The organism is Methanolobus mangrovi, assembly GCF_031312535.1.
Taxonomy (GTDB): Archaea; Halobacteriota; Methanosarcinia; order Methanosarcinales; family Methanosarcinaceae; genus Methanolobus; species Methanolobus mangrovi.
The window spans coordinates 2,561,814-2,578,337 of the sequence record NZ_CP133594.1; the positions used below are offsets into that span (position 1 = coordinate 2,561,814).

At 41.9% G+C, this 16,524-nt stretch carries 18 protein-coding genes; 11 read left to right on the forward strand and 7 right to left on the reverse strand.

Annotation, left to right across the window (positions count from 1 at the left end; translation table 11 throughout):
- Window positions 1-37 precede the first annotated feature (37 nt).
- The 3 genes from RE476_RS12585 to RE476_RS12595 all read left to right on the forward strand — a co-directional run bounded on the left by RE476_RS12585 (window position 38) and on the right by RE476_RS12595 (window position 1,898).
- Entirely contained in the window at window positions 38-526 is a 489-nt protein-coding gene (locus RE476_RS12585; RefSeq protein WP_309307984.1) for a multiprotein bridging factor aMBF1, read from the forward strand.
- Between the two features lie 19 nt (window positions 527-545).
- On the forward strand, window positions 546-1,361 hold the full coding sequence (proC, locus tag RE476_RS12590; RefSeq protein WP_309307985.1) for a pyrroline-5-carboxylate reductase: 816 nt from the start codon (window positions 546-548) through the stop codon (window positions 1,359-1,361).
- Between the two features lie 168 nt (window positions 1,362-1,529).
- Complete coding sequence (locus RE476_RS12595) at window positions 1,530-1,898, forward strand: DUF356 domain-containing protein (protein ID WP_309307986.1); 369 nt, start codon at window positions 1,530-1,532, stop codon at window positions 1,896-1,898.
- Between the two features lie 11 nt (window positions 1,899-1,909).
- Here the strand turns inward: RE476_RS12595 and RE476_RS12600 are convergent, their stop codons facing one another.
- The 3 genes from RE476_RS12600 to RE476_RS12610 all read right to left on the reverse strand — a co-directional run bounded on the left by RE476_RS12600 (window position 1,910) and on the right by RE476_RS12610 (window position 4,675).
- Window positions 1,910-2,380: a toprim domain-containing protein gene (locus RE476_RS12600; RefSeq protein WP_309307987.1), complete on the reverse strand. Its 471-nt coding sequence runs from the start codon at window positions 2,378-2,380 to the stop codon at window positions 1,910-1,912.
- 369 nt (window positions 2,381-2,749) lie between these two features.
- Window positions 2,750-3,076 carry a DUF167 domain-containing protein gene (locus tag RE476_RS12605; protein WP_309307988.1) on the reverse strand — a complete coding sequence of 109 codons (327 nt, stop codon included), beginning with the start codon at window positions 3,074-3,076 and terminating at the stop codon, window positions 2,750-2,752.
- Window positions 3,077-3,358: 282 nt separating this feature from the next.
- Window positions 3,359-4,675 carry a cobyrinate a,c-diamide synthase gene (locus RE476_RS12610; RefSeq protein ID WP_309307989.1) on the reverse strand — a complete coding sequence of 439 codons (1,317 nt, stop codon included), beginning with the start codon at window positions 4,673-4,675 and terminating at the stop codon, window positions 3,359-3,361.
- 89 nt (window positions 4,676-4,764) lie between these two features.
- Here RE476_RS12610 and moaA point away from each other — a divergent pair, with 89 nt between their 5' ends.
- The gene (gene moaA, locus RE476_RS12615; RefSeq protein WP_309307990.1) at window positions 4,765-5,679 is read left to right on the forward strand and encodes a GTP 3',8-cyclase MoaA; all 915 of its coding nucleotides are present in this window, start codon (window positions 4,765-4,767) and stop codon (window positions 5,677-5,679) included.
- Window positions 5,680-5,693: 14 nt separating this feature from the next.
- Window positions 5,694-5,843, forward strand: coding sequence for a hypothetical protein (locus RE476_RS12620; RefSeq protein ID WP_309307991.1), 150 nt, complete (start codon window positions 5,694-5,696; stop codon window positions 5,841-5,843).
- Between the two features lie 36 nt (window positions 5,844-5,879).
- Here RE476_RS12620 and surE read toward each other — a convergent pair whose 3' ends face one another.
- The 3 genes from surE to RE476_RS12635 all read right to left on the reverse strand — a co-directional run bounded on the left by surE (window position 5,880) and on the right by RE476_RS12635 (window position 7,498).
- A complete protein-coding gene (gene surE / locus RE476_RS12625; protein WP_309307992.1) occupies window positions 5,880-6,668 on the reverse strand; it encodes a 5'/3'-nucleotidase SurE in 789 nt (262 codons plus the stop codon).
- A gap of 76 nt (window positions 6,669-6,744) precedes the next feature.
- On the reverse strand, window positions 6,745-7,161 hold the full coding sequence (locus RE476_RS12630) for a hypothetical protein (protein WP_309307993.1): 417 nt from the start codon (window positions 7,159-7,161) through the stop codon (window positions 6,745-6,747).
- A gap of 103 nt (window positions 7,162-7,264) precedes the next feature.
- Window positions 7,265-7,498 (reverse strand): hypothetical protein, encoded by a 234-nt coding sequence (locus RE476_RS12635; RefSeq protein WP_309307994.1) that lies wholly within the window; start codon window positions 7,496-7,498, stop codon window positions 7,265-7,267.
- A 374-nt stretch (window positions 7,499-7,872) separates the two neighbouring features.
- Here RE476_RS12635 and alaS point away from each other — a divergent pair, with 374 nt between their 5' ends.
- The 4 genes from alaS (at window position 7,873) to RE476_RS12655 (ending at window position 13,605) form a co-directional block, all read left to right on the forward strand.
- On the forward strand, window positions 7,873-10,647 hold the full coding sequence (alaS, locus tag RE476_RS12640) for an alanine--tRNA ligase (RefSeq protein ID WP_309307995.1): 2,775 nt from the start codon (window positions 7,873-7,875) through the stop codon (window positions 10,645-10,647).
- A 26-nt stretch (window positions 10,648-10,673) separates the two neighbouring features.
- Window positions 10,674-12,014 (forward strand): gas vesicle protein GvpD P-loop domain-containing protein, encoded by a 1,341-nt coding sequence (gene gvpD, locus RE476_RS12645; RefSeq protein ID WP_309307996.1) that lies wholly within the window; start codon window positions 10,674-10,676, stop codon window positions 12,012-12,014.
- A 94-nt stretch (window positions 12,015-12,108) separates the two neighbouring features.
- Window positions 12,109-13,164, forward strand: a complete 1,056-nt coding sequence (locus RE476_RS12650) for a response regulator transcription factor (protein ID WP_309307997.1) — start codon at window positions 12,109-12,111, stop codon at window positions 13,162-13,164.
- Between the two features lie 66 nt (window positions 13,165-13,230).
- Window positions 13,231-13,605 carry a response regulator transcription factor gene (locus RE476_RS12655; RefSeq protein WP_309307998.1) on the forward strand — a complete coding sequence of 125 codons (375 nt, stop codon included), beginning with the start codon at window positions 13,231-13,233 and terminating at the stop codon, window positions 13,603-13,605.
- On the opposite strand, the gene RE476_RS12660 is transcribed toward RE476_RS12655, so the two are convergent.
- On the reverse strand, window positions 13,599-14,621 hold the full coding sequence (locus tag RE476_RS12660) for a methyltransferase domain-containing protein (RefSeq protein WP_309307999.1): 1,023 nt from the start codon (window positions 14,619-14,621) through the stop codon (window positions 13,599-13,601). The two genes, RE476_RS12655 and RE476_RS12660, sit on opposite strands and share 7 nt — an antisense overlap.
- A gap of 170 nt (window positions 14,622-14,791) precedes the next feature.
- Here RE476_RS12660 and RE476_RS12665 point away from each other — a divergent pair, with 170 nt between their 5' ends.
- Together RE476_RS12665 and RE476_RS12670 are read left to right on the forward strand one after the other, a co-directional pair.
- Window positions 14,792-16,081: a FlaD/FlaE family flagellar protein gene (locus RE476_RS12665; RefSeq protein WP_309308000.1), complete on the forward strand. Its 1,290-nt coding sequence runs from the start codon at window positions 14,792-14,794 to the stop codon at window positions 16,079-16,081.
- Window positions 16,071-16,502 carry a hypothetical protein gene (locus tag RE476_RS12670; protein WP_309308001.1) on the forward strand — a complete coding sequence of 144 codons (432 nt, stop codon included), beginning with the start codon at window positions 16,071-16,073 and terminating at the stop codon, window positions 16,500-16,502. The genes RE476_RS12665 and RE476_RS12670 overlap by 11 nt, the downstream gene beginning before the upstream one ends.
- The last annotated feature ends 22 nt before the right edge of the window (window positions 16,503-16,524 follow it).

Consider the following 16,524-nt stretch of genomic DNA (forward strand, 5'->3'; position numbering starts at 1 on the left):
GTAAAGAAGAGATTAGACCCTTTATGAGTTGAGATCTATGCAGTGTGAAATATGTGGCGCTGAAATAAGAGGCGATTCTTTTAAAGTTAGTATTGATGGAAGTGAACTTACCGTATGTGGAAGGTGTTCACAATATGGGAAAGCAACCGGCAAGCGTGCCCCCGTGTCAAGGAAAGTTGCACCTGTTAGCCGTGCTCCTATGACCTCCGGAACTCGCAGACCTCCTAAAAAAGCTCCTGAAATGGTAGTTGATGAACTTGTTGACGACTATGCTCAGGTTATCAGGGAAGCCAGGGAAGGCAAGAAATGGTCACATGACCAGTTGGCTTCAAAGATCAAGGAAAAAGCAATGTTGATCAAAAAGATCGAACGTGGTGAAATTGTTCCTGAAGATGACATTCGTCAGAAGATCGAAAAAGCCCTTGATATCAAGCTTACTGAAAGGAGTGGCGATAGTGACTGGAGTGGTGACCGTCTGAACCGTGGTACTACACTTGGCGATATTGTAACAATCAAACGAAAATAAGGATAATTTAAGTGATAAAATGAGTCTGGAAGGCAAAAAACTAGGATTTATAGGGACCGGGAAAATGGGCAGCGCATTGATTAAGGGGATATGCGGTTCAGGACTATTTTCTCCTTCCAATGTATATGCAAGTGATCTTTATGAACCATCTCTGGATGAATTGAAGCAGAATGCAGGTATCAATGTGTCCACAGATAATAAAGTCACAGTCATTAACTCCGATGTAGTTGTCCTTGCAGTCAAGCCACAGATCCTCCGAAAAGTGATAGAATCTATAAAGGAAGATGTCACTGAAGACAAGTTGGTCATTTCTATTGCTGCCGGTGTCAAACTGGAAGATATCGAAAAGGAATTCAACGACGGTACTCGTGTTGTAAGGGTTATGCCAAATATAGCTGCAACTGTTGCAGAGGCTGCTTCTGCTATCACGCAGGGTCAAAATGCATCAAAAGAAGATGCTGAGGATGCACTTGCAATATTCCGTTCCGTTGGAAGCGCAATTCAGGTATCTGAAAATCTGATGGATGCAGTGACCGGTCTATCTGGCAGTGGTCCTGCTTACATATTCCCTGTAATCGAGGCAATGGCGGATGGTGCTGTATACGAAGGACTGGACAGGAACAGTGCACTTATCCTTGCAGCCCAGACTGTAATTGGTGCTGCAAAAATGGTACTTGAGACTGGGATGCATCCCGGCGAGCTTAAGGATATGGTGACTTCACCAGCAGGAACCACAATTCGTGGTGTCCGTATTCTGGAAGAATATGGTGTAAGGGCAGCTTTCATGAATGCAGTGATCGAATCCTCAAACCGTTCAAAAGAATTGGCCAAATGATCCTTGATTAAAAAAATCTTGTATATTTCTCTGAATAGAAAACTTTATTACATTAAGAAGTTTTAACTATAATTAAACTAGGAAATCCAAGCATATTGGGTGCGGGAACCTAAAAACGTAGTTCAAGAGATATACCTATGAAAAAATTATACAAGGGGATTTTTTGGTATGGGGATTGATGTTAAATCTTTTGCTGTCATCAGGGGCGATAATGCTGATAAAGTCAATGTTGCATTGCATGACCTTGAGCATTATGGTAGGATGAAGTTTTTATCAAAGCCAAAAAGGATTGAGCCACTTTATGCTGATAATCTGTTGGTTAGTGTTGCAGGTGTGCCCTTAAGGGCCAAATGCAATTCTGCAGCATTGGTGGAGCTTGATAATAATGCAGGAGCTGCCATCAGTAAGTTAAGGAAAATACATCCTCCTGCTCATGTGGTGATAGTAAGTCCCAGGCATGAAGTCTATGAAGAACTCATGGATAAGTCTGAACTATATCCTGAATTCGAGCGCAATTTCGAACCTCAACACCACTGAAAATAATGGCTTTACCTGAAAGTATCATTTACATCTGTAGCTTTGGTTATATCTCTTAGTTTTCTAACGTAGCTTGGAAGGCTTTCAACATCTTTTATCTCTTTCTGGACCAGGGATACAATAAGGTCACGTAGTCTTGTTTCAGGGTTTGACCCCAAAGACTGCAGGTTCTCTATAAGTTTTGAAGCCAGCAGATTTCCCCTGCGATCCCAATCAGTAAGAATGACCGCCTTTTGATCACTCTTTGCTATGTCCTCACAGAAATTAATAAGGGAATGATGGGTGGCAAGACGGAAGTCTCCATTCAGTCCTAAAGACTTTAAGGCCATAATATCTCTTTTCCCCTCAACAACAATGATTGAACCCTGGTTGGCGAGTTCCTGTAATTGCGCCAACAATTCCTCGATCATCTCCAGTCTTTTTTCATAAACGATTAGGGGGGCCTTTAATGTCCTTTTAGAATGTGGTTGTCTTCTTTCCATAAAAATGTCCCCTAAATATTTTTTAAAACTCTGCTTGAAGGTTACGCTTCATCAGATTAAAGACTGTCCTTTGAATTTAGATCTGAACATCCATATATAAAAAGCGTAAATAAAATAGTTATTTACAAGTAAATACCCTGCCGCAATGAAAAGCAAACTTTCGGGATCGGAGGGGGTTTACGGCAGGGAGATAACATTCACTTGTAATAACGAACGAATTCTTCAAATTGTTCATAGTAACTGGCTCTTTCAACCATAGTTTCGAAATATTCATCCATGTATTTCACCTCAGATACTAGATTGTCATCTGAATATATTAAGCAAAGGCAAGCATGGTGAAAGTATTTGGTTTAATAGTAAAGAGGATAGTTAATCCGCATGCTCCGGCAATCTATCCTTGAGTATTCTAACGACTGTATCATATTCTACATTCTCTAAAAGAAGGGATTTTTTAGAATTATGCATGCCATTTACGATAGAAACGTCCGTGGATCTCAATTGAAATAGTTCTGCAAGGCTGGATATAAGTTGTTCATTGGCTTTTCCTTTCTGGGCACTCTGGGATAAACGCACTTCAACACGCTTCCTCCAGAGATTGTAGCCACTTGGAATGCAAAGTTTCTTCGATCCTGGGGTTACTTCGATATCAATGATGACTCCTGCATCAACCTTTTTCAAAGCATCCTCAAAAGACATTCATAACACCATCAAATAAGATATATCTAAAACAGGTAATGAGGATAGGATAATGCTGTCGTCTGACGCACTAACTCCGGGATATCATCCTATGGAATTTCCGCTGTCCACCCCAGTTTCCCTCGTGACAGGCTTTATCGCACTATCCAGTGTAGCGTATTGAGGTTGTCTGTACAATCACTGATAGGCTCTGCCATGCTCTCATGCAAGGACCTAACAATACGCACTTTCAATACAACATGTGATACATATAAAGGTAGCGTCTTAAATATCCACAAACACTTAGCAACGCTTATACTCTCTACATTTTTCCACAAAACTCTTCACAGGGAAAGAAGCAGGATGTGCATGTGTATAACTTGCAAGTGCATTATGTTCAGTGAGGCCATCCTTGCCGTCAATTATTCCCTTTCCTCTCTTCATTTCGTATGCAAGCTTTGCATCATTGTCGCAGTAAGTTACGGAATAATGGAACTCATGTCCTCGTATTGTTCCCTTGATAAAGTCTCCGTTTGCCTGTCCTTCTGTGTATCCCAATGCCTGGAGTTTCTTTGTCAGCACAGTCTGCGCAGGGAGGACATCCGCCATTTTGTAAACTGTTCCTTCTATATCGTATGAGGTGGAAAGGTATTGTAATCCTCCGCATTCTCCATAGATGGGCATTCCTTCTGCAGAGAGGTCTTTCAGGGATTTTGTAGTCTTTGAACTTTCAAGTTCTGACATGTATAATTCCGGATAGCCTCCTCCAAAGTACAGGCCATCGACTTCAGGAAGCTCTCCTTTTATCGGGCTGAAGAAAACAGGTTCTGCACCAGCACTTCTGAAAGCATCGAACATGTCCTGATAATAGAAACAGAATGCACTGTCATATGCAATACCAATTCTGATATCCGTTTCTCTTTCCTCTTCCACGGTGCTCTTCTCGGATTCAGGGGCCGTTTGTGCAATTGAGAGTATGGCATCAAGGTCGATATTCTCTTCGATGAAAGCGGCCAGATTCTCCGTATCAAAGTCCTGTTCATGTGCCATATAGAGTCCAAGATGGCGTGATGGGACTGTTATATCCTTATTACGTGGCAGGGTTCCTACAACAGGGATGTCCGGTATGGAGTCAATGATCATTTGGGCATGTCTTGGGCTTCCAACCTTGTTCAGTATGACTCCAGCAATCTTCACGTCTTTGTCGAATTCTGAGAATCCCTTAACTATAGCTGCAGCACTTCTTGACATCCCGTGTACGTTTACAATAAGTATGACTGGTATGTCCAGAGTCTTTGCAACATGCGCGGAACTTGCGATCTCAGTTGAGCCCATTCCGTCAAAAAGTCCCATTACTCCTTCAACAACATTGATGTCTGCATTTTCAGAGTACCTGGAAAATGTATTTTTTACGCCGTCTACCTGCATCATGAATGTATCCAGGTTTCTTGAAGGCTTCCCGCAGATGGCTGTATGGTATGTAGGATCGATGTAGTCAGGTCCAACCTTAAAGGGTTGTACTTCCATTTCTCTTCTCTTCAGGGCTGCCATAATGCCCATGGAAACCGTTGTTTTTCCAACACCGCTGTTAGTACCTGCAAGTAACACCGCTTTTGTCATGGAGTTAATTGTGTACAGTTTGTATATATGTGTTATTCCCTCGGGCGAGCATTCAAAATAGTTAAATAAATAACGTCTATCTAAGTACTATGTCTTCCGCAGGAACAGGGGAAGTTCTCACAGACTCATACGGACGTACTGTCAGGAGTCTGAGAATGTCCATAACCGACCGTTGCAATCTGAATTGCATCTACTGTCACAACGAGGGCCATGTTGGCCATAGTCGTGAGATGCCAGTGGACACCATCGTCAATATTGTTGAGGTGGCTTCACAGTTCGGGATAAACCGGTTGAAACTCTCCGGAGGGGAACCTCTTCTAAGGAAGGATCTTGAAGAAGCACTTACCCGCCTGCCGGATATGAGGGATATATCTCTGACTACCAACGCCGTTTTGTTAAGGGACAGGGCATCCTCTCTTAAAGATGCAGGTCTTGACAGGGTGAACATAAGCCTTGATACCCTCGATCCTGAAAAATATCGCACGATCGCCAAGTGTTCAACGGGCATGTTTGACCGGGTGCTTGATGGTATCCATGCGGCAGTTGATGCAGGTCTTACTCCTGTTAAACTGAATATGGTTCTTCTGAAGGATCTCAACGATGATGAGATCAAGGATATGCTGGACTTTACTCGTGGTTACGGTGGCGACGTGATGTTGCAACTGATCGAACTCATGGATTTCAGGGACCTTCCTCAATATAGGATCAATGCCAATGAGGTGGAAAAGTCTTTGTTGTCTGTTTCCTCGGATGTGCAGGTCCGTGAATTGCACAAGAGGAAAAAATATATCATCAATGGTGCAGAAGTCGAGTTTGTCAGGCCGGTGGATAACACTGAATTCTGTGCAAACTGTAACAGGCTAAGAGTTTCAGCAGACGGCAAGCTAAAACCATGTCTGCTGGTAAACAATAATCTGGTGGATGTCTTAAACGCCACCAAAGATGAACTGCCTGACCTTTTCAGGTTGGCAGTGAGCAAACGCGTTCCTTTTTGCAGGGACTGACAGGAGTTTTAAAAATGGAAGTTGAATTAACAGTAGACGGAAAAAACATTGAGATCAATCACTTTGTTCAGGCCATACTTGGCAGCACGGTAGTTGGTGCAGCCACAACCCTGCATGGTGTGGACAGGGATTGTAAAGAGATTCTCATAAAAGTAAAGCAATAATCTCAATTCTTCTTTTTATTTGTTTTGACACCTGCTTTACAGCAGGTGCTCAATTTCTGAAAAGTCTATCGGGGCAGTCGCATCGAGTGAGATCGGTGTTACTGATACGTTTCCATTCTGCATTATGGCATGGACATCGGTCCCTTTTTCATCGTCCACAAGCAGCTCTCCTGCTATCCAGTAATATGGTCTGCCTCTGGGGTCGCGTCTCTCTTCAACATCGGTCTTGAAGAATTTCCTTGCAAGTCGTGTTATTTCTATTTCAGGTTCATTTTCGACGTGATGTGGTATATTAACATTGAGTAGGTCCACTTTCTCAGGAAGTCCATGCTCAAGGACTTTCTTTGCTATCCTGTTGACAACTTTTATAGCCACATCGTAGTCATGCTTGAATTCCCTGTTGTCATCGAACTTATCGCCCTCTTCCATGACCTGAATGGATGCAGCAATTGCCGGTACGCCATAACTTGCACCTTCTAGGGCAGCACCTATGGTTCCTGAAGTGGTGATCGTATCTGTACTAATATTCTCTCCTATGTTGAATCCTGAAAGAATTAGATCCGGCATTTGTTTCATGACCGTGAATATTCCAAGTATGACTGAATCGGTGGGTGTGCCGGCAACGGCATTGACATCAATTCCGTGAATCGTGGTCTGTGTTATCCGGAGTGGTTCAAAAATAGATATTGAGCGACCAACGCCACTCTGTTGCATCATGGGGGCAGAAACCGTTACATCTCCCAGGTCAGCAACACTTTTGTAGGCAGCATGTATGCCTGTAGAATAAACACCGTCATCATTTGTGACTAATATATTTTTCGACATGCTTACATCATTGTAAGCTCATGCCTTAAAATTAATGGGTAAAAAAGTAAGGGATAACTATGGGATAAATGCGCATTCAAACATTTGCATATATCCTGTCTTTCCTGTGCGTGGATGTTGAGAAACCTTCCTGCTCAGACATGTCAGCAAGTGTTTTTACTTCCTCAAGGACCTCTATGTTCGCACTCATTTCCTCGAGATCGGATATCATTTTTGTTATGTTGTCGTTCTGTTCAGTGCTCAGGCATGGGCTGTCCTTTACTATTTCAAGCAGTATGGATGCATCATCGATGACCTGTGCCAATATGGTTCTGTCCATGTATTCCTTTGCAAGTTCGGAATCGTTGCCTTTAAGGGTCTCGTTGAACTCATTTAGTTGTTCATCGAATAATCCAATGTCATAATGTGCACTTCTGAATATCTTTTTAATGTAGTCCTCTCTGTATACATGTTTTGAGTTTTTGAGTACCTTCAGAAGTTTTTTATAATCCATCGTTTTCACCCTATGAATGTAGGCAGGTGCCTGTTCCCTCGTTCCCGTTCTTATACTTTAACTACAGGCCCCACGATCCTAATCAATTGTAATTTTTTGCTGATCAAAGAGTAGTTTCACTTTCAAGACAGTGTTTGAGAGTTTCGACCGGGGCTATCTTGTTCATGATATATGTCTGTGTAAACTGTCCGCCATTCACATCATAATCGGTTTGCATATCGATTCCATATTCCTCGTCCATCTCATCGATAATTGAATCGCAAAGGTATACTTGCAGGCTTCCGGCTCCATCCATAAAAACGGATGGTCTTACTCCTGCATTATTATATTCTTCCACAATCCCTCTGAATACTAATGACATATATCGCATTGATTCCATCGGTCATCACCAATATACTCTGGTTATGACCATGCACTTAAAGGTGATGTTGGATTAATTCTCATGATGTGCATGAAATATTTGTTTTGTGTCCACAAAAATAATAATTTGTCATTATTTTTTAGCTGAATACGCGGCAGTAGGCTTCATGCATGATGTATATATATATATAAGCACATAAATATTGTGACTAATAATTAAATATTACAATGTTACTGGTTTGATAAGAAACGTTTTTAATCATTGGGGCGATACTTGGGAGAATAAATTAGACTAGACTATGTATTAACTTTGAATAAATTTACTAAAACAATCATTCAGTTGGAATAGTTATGCTTGAAGATGAGTATCAGCTTGATTTTTTTTCTGAGAACGGATTTGTTCGTAAACAGTGCTCTAAATGTGGAAGTCATTTCTGGACTCGTGATCTTGAAAGAGCGACATGTGGGGATGCTCCATGTGATCCGTACTCTTTTATTGGAAACCCTGTTTTTAAGAAAAAGTTCGACCTTGCAGAAATGAGAGAATATTATCTTAATTTCTTCGAGGAGAGGGGTCATACAAGACTCGAAAGGTATCCTGTAGTTGCAAGATGGAGAGATGACATTTATCTGACAATTGCTTCAATTGCTGATTTTCAGCCATTTGTGACTTCTGGGGAGGTTCCGCCACCTGCGAATCCATTGACGATCTCCCAGCCATGTATACGCCTGTCTGACCTTGATGCTGTAGGCCGAAGCGGTCGCCATTTGACCACTTTTGAAATGATGGCCCATCATGCTTTCAATAATCCTGGTGATGAAATATACTGGAAGGACCGCACTATGGAATTGTGTGATGAATTCCTTAATTCACTTGGAGCAGACCCCATGGCTGTTACTTACAAAGAGGAACCATGGGCTGGTGGCGGTAATGCCGGACCATGTGTTGAAGTTCTCATTGGCGGCCTTGAAGTTGGAACCCTTGTGTTCATGAACATGCAGCAATCAGAAGACGGCGACATTGTGATCAAAGGTGAAAACTATCGCAAGATGGACAACTACATTGTGGACACAGGTTATGGTCTTGAAAGATTGGTGTGGGCATCAAAAGGTTCGCCTACAATATATGATGCAGTTTTCCCTGGCATTGTAAATGAAATAATGGATCTTGCAGGTGTTAAACACGAACTTGACGATTCCGAATACGCCAACATCCTCTCTCAGAACGCCCGTCTGGCAGGTCTTATGGATGTGAGCGAAAAAGCCAATCTTTTTGAGCTAAGGAAACAGGTTGCTTCCAGCATTGGAACAACAGTCGAGAAACTGTCCTCTATTATGGAACCTGTTGAGGGTGTCTATGCGATAACCGATCACACCCGCTGCCTTACATTCATGCTTGCAGACGGTATCATTCCTTCCAACGTGAAGGCTGGTTATCTTGCAAGACTGGTGCTTCGCCGTACCCTGAGGATGATGAAGGATATGGGAATAACCATACCCTTATCCGAGATCGTAAAAATGCACATCATGAATCTTCCTGAGTATCCGGAATTCCAGGAAAAGTTCAATGTAATAGATGACATACTTGCTCATGAGGAACAGAAGTTTGCTGATACGCTGGAACGTGGAAAGCGTATGATCCAGAAATCCGCTAAACATTACAAGGATGCAGGGGAAAAGATTCCTCTTGAAACTCTGGTAGAGATGTACGACAGCCACGGAATTCCTCCTGAGATATCAAAACAGGCAGCTTCTGAAGTCGGTGTGGATGTGGATCTTCCTGATAACTTCTATTCTCTTGTTGCTGAAGGGCATAGCAAAGCAGAACCAAAAGTAGTGAAAGTATTCCCTTACTCGGACAGGGTTGAAAAACTGCCAAAGACAAAGAAGTTGTTCTATGATGAGCCTACGAGAATGAACTTTGAGGCTGTAGTACTGGATATCTTTGACAATCATATTGTGCTTGACAGTACTCTCTTCTACCCTGAGGGCGGCGGACAGCCAGCAGACCACGGTACCATCGTCGTTGAGGATGTTGTCCTTAATGTTATAGATGTACAGGCTGTGAATGGCGTGGTCGTACATATCATAGAGGATATGGAGGATGAACTCCATCTTCGAAAGGGTGACATGGTTCTGGGTAAAGTAAACGAAGAACGTCGTATGTCCCATGCATGCCATCACACCGCAACTCACATTGTAAACGATGCGGCACGTAAGGTCCTTGGCGACCATGTATGGCAGGCAGGTGCCCAGAAATTTGTGGACAAAGCCCGTCTCGATATATCTCACTACAAGCGCATCTCCCAGGAAGAACTGAATCGTATAGAACTCATTGCCAATCGTACTGTGATGGATAACCAGCGCGTGACTGCCGAATGGATGGAAAGGGTAGACGCCGAGAAGAAATATGGTTTTGGTCTTTATCAGGGAGGCGTACCTCCTGGAAATATTATCCGTGTGCTGAAAGTAGCAGATGATATAGAGGCATGTGGAGGTACTCACTGTGTTAGTACTGGACTTGTCGGTCCTATCAAGATGCTGAAAACAGAACGCATTCAGGACGGTGTAGAACGTATTGAGTATTCCGCGGGTCTTGCAGCAGTCAGGGCAATGCAGGAAATGGAATCCTATCTCAGCCAGTCAGCAGATGCATTGCGTGTCAGGCCGGAACATCTTCCATCTACCATTGATCGTTTCTTCAATGAATGGAAAGAGTTCAAAAAAGAGAACCAGAGGCTGAAAGACGAGCTTGCGCACGTTCATGTCAGTCAGATGGCAAATGAAGCTGCCATCATAGGTGGCCTTCGCCTTGTTGCAAAGGTTATTCCAAATGCTGATATCGACGAACTTGTGAAAATCGCAGGTGAGCTGACCACTAATAAAGACACGGTAGTTCTTCTGGCAAGTGATTTTGAAGGTGTCAAGATCGTAGGCGCTGCAGGTGATGATGCATTGAAGGCCGGAGCGGATGCTGGCAAGATCGTCAGGGTAATGTCTGCAGTTGTTGGTGGCGGCGGCGGCGGTAAGCCTGGTATGGCCCGTGGCGGCGGTATTGATGTTAGCAAGATAGATGAGGCCCTTGAAAGCGGTCGCAACCTGCTTGAAGAACAGATAAGCAACTAATATAGCAATTAATACGAGGATTTGAAATGATACCTGGTGAGGTCAAGGAGTTCTTCTCATCCCAGTTTGGCAAGTCTCTTCTTGTCAAAGGGAAACCGGGGACGGGAAAGACGACATTTGTCTTTGGTATACTCGATGAAGTGTGTTCAGAAGGCAATTGTGTCTATATCTCGCCACGTATCGATAAATCTTCAGAGTATGGGAAATATCCCTGGATAGAGGGCGATTTCAACAACAATGAGGATTTCCTCCGGATGCTTGCATCCCGAATAAAAGTGATATGGGAGTCCAGTGAATCCAAGCCAATAATCGTTGTGGATTCCATTGATTCACTTAGTATCGCTACAACGCGATCTGCAAACTGGGAAGATAACAAGTTCGAGCTTGAGCGTTTGCTCTTTGATTTTTCCAGAAAGGTAAATGCAGATCTCATTATGATTACCGAGCAAACGGGTGTAACTTCTCTTGACTATCTGGTAGATGGTGTTGTTTCCCTTGAGATCAGGGATATATCAGATAATGATATCAGAAAGGTTAATTTGCTCAAGATACGCGGAGTGGAGCTATCACAGTCAAGATATCCTTTTACTCTCGATGGTGGTAAGTTCAATAGCTTCAAACCATTCACAGTATCATACCCGGAACAAACCCAGGTTCCACAACCATTGCCTGATCCTATTGAAAGTAAGATCTCAACAGGTATCCGTGATTTTGATGCGATACTTGGAGGCGGTTACCAGAAAGGAAGCTTTAATCTATTCGAGATCACAAGTGGTGTAGGTGATTCATTTTACAGTTTACTTTTACCGACATTCATTAATCACCTGAACATGGGCCGCGGCCTTCTCAGTATGCCTACTGAAGGTACAAGTGTTGAAACCGAAAAGCGTATGATATTTCCTTTTACAGGTGACAATCACTTCCATGGACAGTTCGTTGGATTTGAGATACGTGACCTGAAAGGTAGGATACCTACCTACATTGAACCATTTTCAGGAAATGTTTACAAAGATATGGATGTGTTCCACAAGGCCAAGAATGAGATGATGCGGCAATATGGCTCTCCGATCCTTGATTATATGGGTCTTGACAGTATGGAATACAATTATGGGTGGGAGAACATTGGTTCAATCATCGGGCAGATGGCATCTATTACAAAGACGACTGAGAATGTTGTTCTTGCCGTTACGAAACATGGGCAGAGAATAACAGAAACTGTTGCTCATATGGCTACAACCCACTGGAAATTTGAAAACGTTGACAAAACTCTTGTTATGTATGGTGTCGTACCTAAAACCGGTATTTTTGCAGTTCAGATGGAATTTGTTCATGGTTATCCGCAGGTTCGTCTTACTCCTATGAAATAACTATTTTAGTGCAGCAAGTTCATTATCTTCCCAAACATTAATAAGAAAATAAAACTAATAATATTTACTAAACAAAATTAAAAGGTACTTGTCAATGAATGTTCAAACGCAGGAAATCCTTACAGCCATCAGGAAAGAACTGTCCAATAAGAACGCATTATTCTTTGCTCCGGTTGACAGTTTCATAGAGCGTCTGGTATACTTTTATGTGTCTTATATACTAAAAGAAGATTCTGACCGGGCAGTAGTGTGGTTGTGTCTGAACGCTTCCAGGGATAAGATACTTACTCGTTTTGAAGATTTTGGGTTTGATATAGGGACTGAAGGCAAAATGTTCTTCATTGATATCGATGCACCCGGTAAACAGCATTATGAAGATACCTTGTATTGCAATTCAGTTGCCGACTATACAAAGATGGCTTCGCATATATCTAACATCTTTCAAAGTAATCCGCATTCTCTGCTCATCATAGATAATATGAATGTGCTGGCAAGTGACACAATACAGGTAGTCGAAAATTTCATCAAGTTCATTGAAAAGAAGGTAGCTGAGTCTGATGGGAGTATTCTGTCGATGCTTTCCAGGAACATCCTGCCTTCTGAAATAGAAGTCCTTATAACTTCTTTCTTTGAAGTTGTTATAGAGATTACCAATGTAGGGGAGATACACACTGAGATTGGTCTGAAGGATTTTGATTTCCGTTACTCTGTTGAGGATGGTTCGATCGAATTCGAACCGATACAGAAGAAGATTAAGCGGGATCGACTAAAAATCCTGATTGTTGATGATGAGCCGGATATTCCTGAATTGTTGAAGCTCTCTCTTATTAGCGAACCTTATGATTTCATTGTGGCACACAATGGCGAAGAAGCAATAGAACTTACCTTAAAAGAACTCCCTGACCTTATTCTTCTTGATATCATGATGCCTGATATGGATGGTTATGAGGTTGTAGAGCATCTTAAAAAGAGTAAGGCAGCAAGCGACATTCCTGTAATAATGATTTCTGCCAAGACTGCTATTGAGGACAAGGTAAAGGGAATGGAACTTGGTATTGATGATTATATTTCCAAACCATTTGACAAGCGAGAAGTCAAGGCGAGGATTAAGATGGTGATGAGGCGTTTGGGTTGGGTCGAAGAGGAATAATTATATAGTTCTGTAATATATTCTCTACAGAATATTATTTTATATCTTTTTCAGGAGCTGTAAATTATGTGTCCCAAAGTTATGGTTGTAGATGATGAGCCAGATACCATTGACCTCATAAAATTGATCTTGGAGGCTGAAGACATCGAAGTTGTCGGAGCAAAAAGTGGTTTAGAATGTCTTGAGTTCATTGCTACTGAAAGACCTGACGCCATTTTGCTTGACATCATGATGCCTGATATGAATGGATGGGAAACTTTTCACAAAATAAAGGAAAAAGAGCCATGTTTGCCTGTGGCTATGCTTACTGTGAAAAGCCAGGAATTTGACAAGATGCTTGGTCTGCATGTTTTAAAAGCAGATGATTATATCACCAAACCTTTTAGCAGGAAAGAACTTATTAAAAGAACAAAGGAATTGCTTGAAATGCAATTTCAATGATACAGCACTTCGCACAAAATTGCATCATTTCCTTTTAGGAAAAGATGTGCCTTCCTTTCACCATCAAGTTCTTTTTCCAGTTCATTGCGTGTTTCCCAGTATCTTTCAGGTTCTATTGATGCCCTGATAATAACTGTTCCAAAAGAATTCTGTTTCAGGTATGAGTTTATCTCTGTGGTATCAAACTCCATGACCTGTAGGACCTTATAACTGTTCTTGAACAATTTGCATTCCAATGGCTGATAAGAGCTTACTAAGACTCTTTTTTCATCGATCTCAAATATGTTGATGTTATTTGCTGGCTCATTGAAGTGTAATGCCAGTTGCTCAAGAAGACCTGCTTTTGTGACACATTCCTCTGGCTCATATGCATATATTCCGGGTTTATCCGTTCTACTCGCATTTATTTTCTCGTCACTTTTTCTTATGATGGCGCTGCCTGGTAATGCAATCGCAGAAACATCAGCTTTTTTCAGCTTACCAAAATAGAGATTCAGGCGATTTAGTTTGCCTTCAAGGGACATATATTCCTTTTCACAATCAAAAGGTATCTTTTCCGGAGATATCTGAGGCGGGGCTTCGAATGCAAAGTTAGAACATTTTTCAGCATATGCTTGCATAACTTTAGGTATGGGTGGGCTCAGATTATCGATGTTTCTTTCTTTTTCAGTAGGGGCTCTTGCAGGGTCTGAGAATACCACATCAAGTTTTGGCAATTGTGCTATTACCTCTGGTGAAAGCGCATCTCCGGTGATGAACTCTATGTTGCTGACACCCATTATCTGTGCATTCTTTTTAGCGTAGGCTATTTTCTTTGGGTCTATCTCTATTGCATAAACATGGTCACACCATTTTGCAAAATATATTGCCTGTCCGCCGATACCGCAACTGATGTCGGCTATCACCTTACATTGTAATCTCTTTGCCCTGTACTCTGCAACCGGTTCAGGAGTTGCAAATCGAATTCCGTCCTTATCGGATTTCATTTCAGTTTTGAATTGTTTCTTGCGTGCCAAATGGATCAATTACGTAAAGTCGCATAAATGATTTAAAATCATCTGAATGCATTATTATTTTCAATACTAATCAGATTCTGATTTTATTCAAAATTTATATATATTATTGGTGGTATATTGCCTCTTATATACACATCTTCCTCATTATATTAATTATCACCAGTGAAATCATGGCCGGATTTAGCGATAAGATAAAAAAGATAACTTCTGTTCTTTCCAAGAAGGATAAAAAAAAAGGGGCTGATTCTCCATTCGATTCAGTTGCTCCTTCATTCCTACAGGGTATTCCTGATCTTGGTTCACTTCCTGATTTATCCGCTGGATTGCCTCCGGTACCGCCGGGTAGCCCTCCAGCTGGTCCGCCTGGTTTTCAAAATGCTCCGGGTGCTCCTTCATTTCCTCCGGGTATGGCTCCTCCAGGCGTCTCTCCGGGAGGTATATCTCAACAATCTTCTGCAAACAATGAGATGCTGGAAGAGAACCGGAAAAAGATAAAAGATGTTGAAGGCAAAATTTCAAAGGCCGATGTAGCTCTCAACCTGGTTCAGAAGGAAAATGAAGAGATCAAAAAGACAGTCGATAAAATAGACCAGAGTGTTCTAGAATTATTATCCCTGTATGAGATCGTTTCCAATCAGGTTAACCCTTTCGTTGGTGATGATGTTGCTTCTCGTGCCACAATAGAGAGATTTGATAAAACTGATAAGAGGATCACAGAATTGGGTGACATGCTGGTCCTCATGAAGAACGAATATGACAGCACAGTTCAGAAATTGAGCCTGCCACAGGGTATTTCATCAGAGGCAGAGTCAAGGATGCATAATATCGAGTCCAAAATGGATGCATTTGCAGATGCAATGATGATGATGCATGAAAGCATCGAACAATTGTCTTCCAAAACAGAGCAATTGTTTTCCAGAACCAGTGCTCTTGACCAGAATGTCATTGACCTGGCCGAAACAACCACAAATATATCTTCACGTCTTGATATTTTTGAGAAACAATCAGCGGTCATCAATAGTGTAAATGCTGCTGAAAATACTGATGAAAATGAAGAGTCAAATGACAGTGAACTTGTTGTGCTGCCAAAAAAATCTTCCATTCCAATGGTGCGGCTGGAGTCCATAAAAGGTGATCCAACCAGTGTTGTTGTCCTGCTTAACTGGATCGAGTTTTTGATGGAGCGTGTGGGAAGGAACAATCTTATGGATGCTCTTGATTATTATATGGACATCGGGTGGATAAGTGAGGATGTTATGTCTGAGATAATGGCTTATGCCCGGGGAATAGATTATTATGTGGAAAAGCCCACATGGCGTCTTCTTCCAGAGGATCACACTAAATCTCTGCTTTTTATAGAAAGGCTGTCAGGCCGCAAGATCGACAGGAATATGCTCAGTTCCATAGACAGGGAAATGGCAAAGGTGAAGCACGGTCTGGAGGAACTCTATGGGATTTGAGTTATCAGTAGTCACAGTTATTTTCTTCATATCTGCAGTACTTTTAGGAACCTTCTCGTACACAATGTTGAGTACTTCTAATGAGGTTGTAGTGGATGCTTCAGTAGAACAGCATAAGATGCAAAGTATTCGGCTTCAGACAGACATAGAGGTGGATGACTCCATTCCACAGACTTCCGGATCCAATTACAATCTTACTCTAATTCTATCTAATACTGGTAGTGAGACAATTCGCTTTGATGAATTGAATGTGCTGGTGGACGGAACTCTGAAATCATACTCTTATAGTGACGTTGCTGCTACGTGGACTCCTGCAGAGACAAGGAACCTGACAGTAACAGGTCTTTACGGTCTTGGAATACATCGTGTTAAGGTCGTAACTTCAAATGGTGTCTCAGCTTATGATTCATATTTGGTTTGACTGGAATGGTAGGTTAATATGC

Excerpts from the sequence above, each read along its gene's own strand:
- proC (WP_309307985.1), top strand. The coding sequence starts at position 546 with ATGAGTCTGGAAGGCAAAAAACTAGGATTTATAGGGACCGGGAAAATG.
- gvpD (WP_309307996.1), top strand. The coding sequence starts at position 10,674 with ATGATACCTGGTGAGGTCAAGGAGTTCTTCTCATCCCAGTTTGGCAAG.
- RE476_RS12665 (WP_309308000.1), top strand. The coding sequence starts at position 14,792 with ATGGCCGGATTTAGCGATAAGATAAAAAAGATAACTTCTGTTCTTTCC.
- RE476_RS12600 (WP_309307987.1), bottom strand. The coding sequence starts at position 2,380 with ATGGAAAGAAGACAACCACATTCTAAAAGGACATTAAAGGCCCCCCTA.
- surE (WP_309307992.1), bottom strand. The coding sequence starts at position 6,668 with ATGTCGAAAAATATATTAGTCACAAATGATGACGGTGTTTATTCTACA.
- RE476_RS12585 (WP_309307984.1), top strand. The coding sequence starts at position 38 with ATGCAGTGTGAAATATGTGGCGCTGAAATAAGAGGCGATTCTTTTAAA.
- RE476_RS12610 (WP_309307989.1), bottom strand. The coding sequence starts at position 4,675 with ATGACAAAAGCGGTGTTACTTGCAGGTACTAACAGCGGTGTTGGAAAA.
- alaS (WP_309307995.1), top strand. The coding sequence starts at position 7,873 with ATGCTTGAAGATGAGTATCAGCTTGATTTTTTTTCTGAGAACGGATTT.
- RE476_RS12605 (WP_309307988.1), bottom strand. The coding sequence starts at position 3,076 with ATGTCTTTTGAGGATGCTTTGAAAAAGGTTGATGCAGGAGTCATCATT.
- RE476_RS12595 (WP_309307986.1), top strand. The coding sequence starts at position 1,530 with ATGGGGATTGATGTTAAATCTTTTGCTGTCATCAGGGGCGATAATGCT.
- RE476_RS12650 (WP_309307997.1), top strand. The coding sequence starts at position 12,109 with ATGAATGTTCAAACGCAGGAAATCCTTACAGCCATCAGGAAAGAACTG.
- RE476_RS12630 (WP_309307993.1), bottom strand. The coding sequence starts at position 7,161 with ATGGATTATAAAAAACTTCTGAAGGTACTCAAAAACTCAAAACATGTA.
- moaA (WP_309307990.1), top strand. The coding sequence starts at position 4,765 with ATGTCTTCCGCAGGAACAGGGGAAGTTCTCACAGACTCATACGGACGT.
- RE476_RS12620 (WP_309307991.1), top strand. The coding sequence starts at position 5,694 with ATGGAAGTTGAATTAACAGTAGACGGAAAAAACATTGAGATCAATCAC.
- RE476_RS12670 (WP_309308001.1), top strand. The coding sequence starts at position 16,071 with ATGGGATTTGAGTTATCAGTAGTCACAGTTATTTTCTTCATATCTGCA.
- RE476_RS12655 (WP_309307998.1), top strand. The coding sequence starts at position 13,231 with ATGTGTCCCAAAGTTATGGTTGTAGATGATGAGCCAGATACCATTGAC.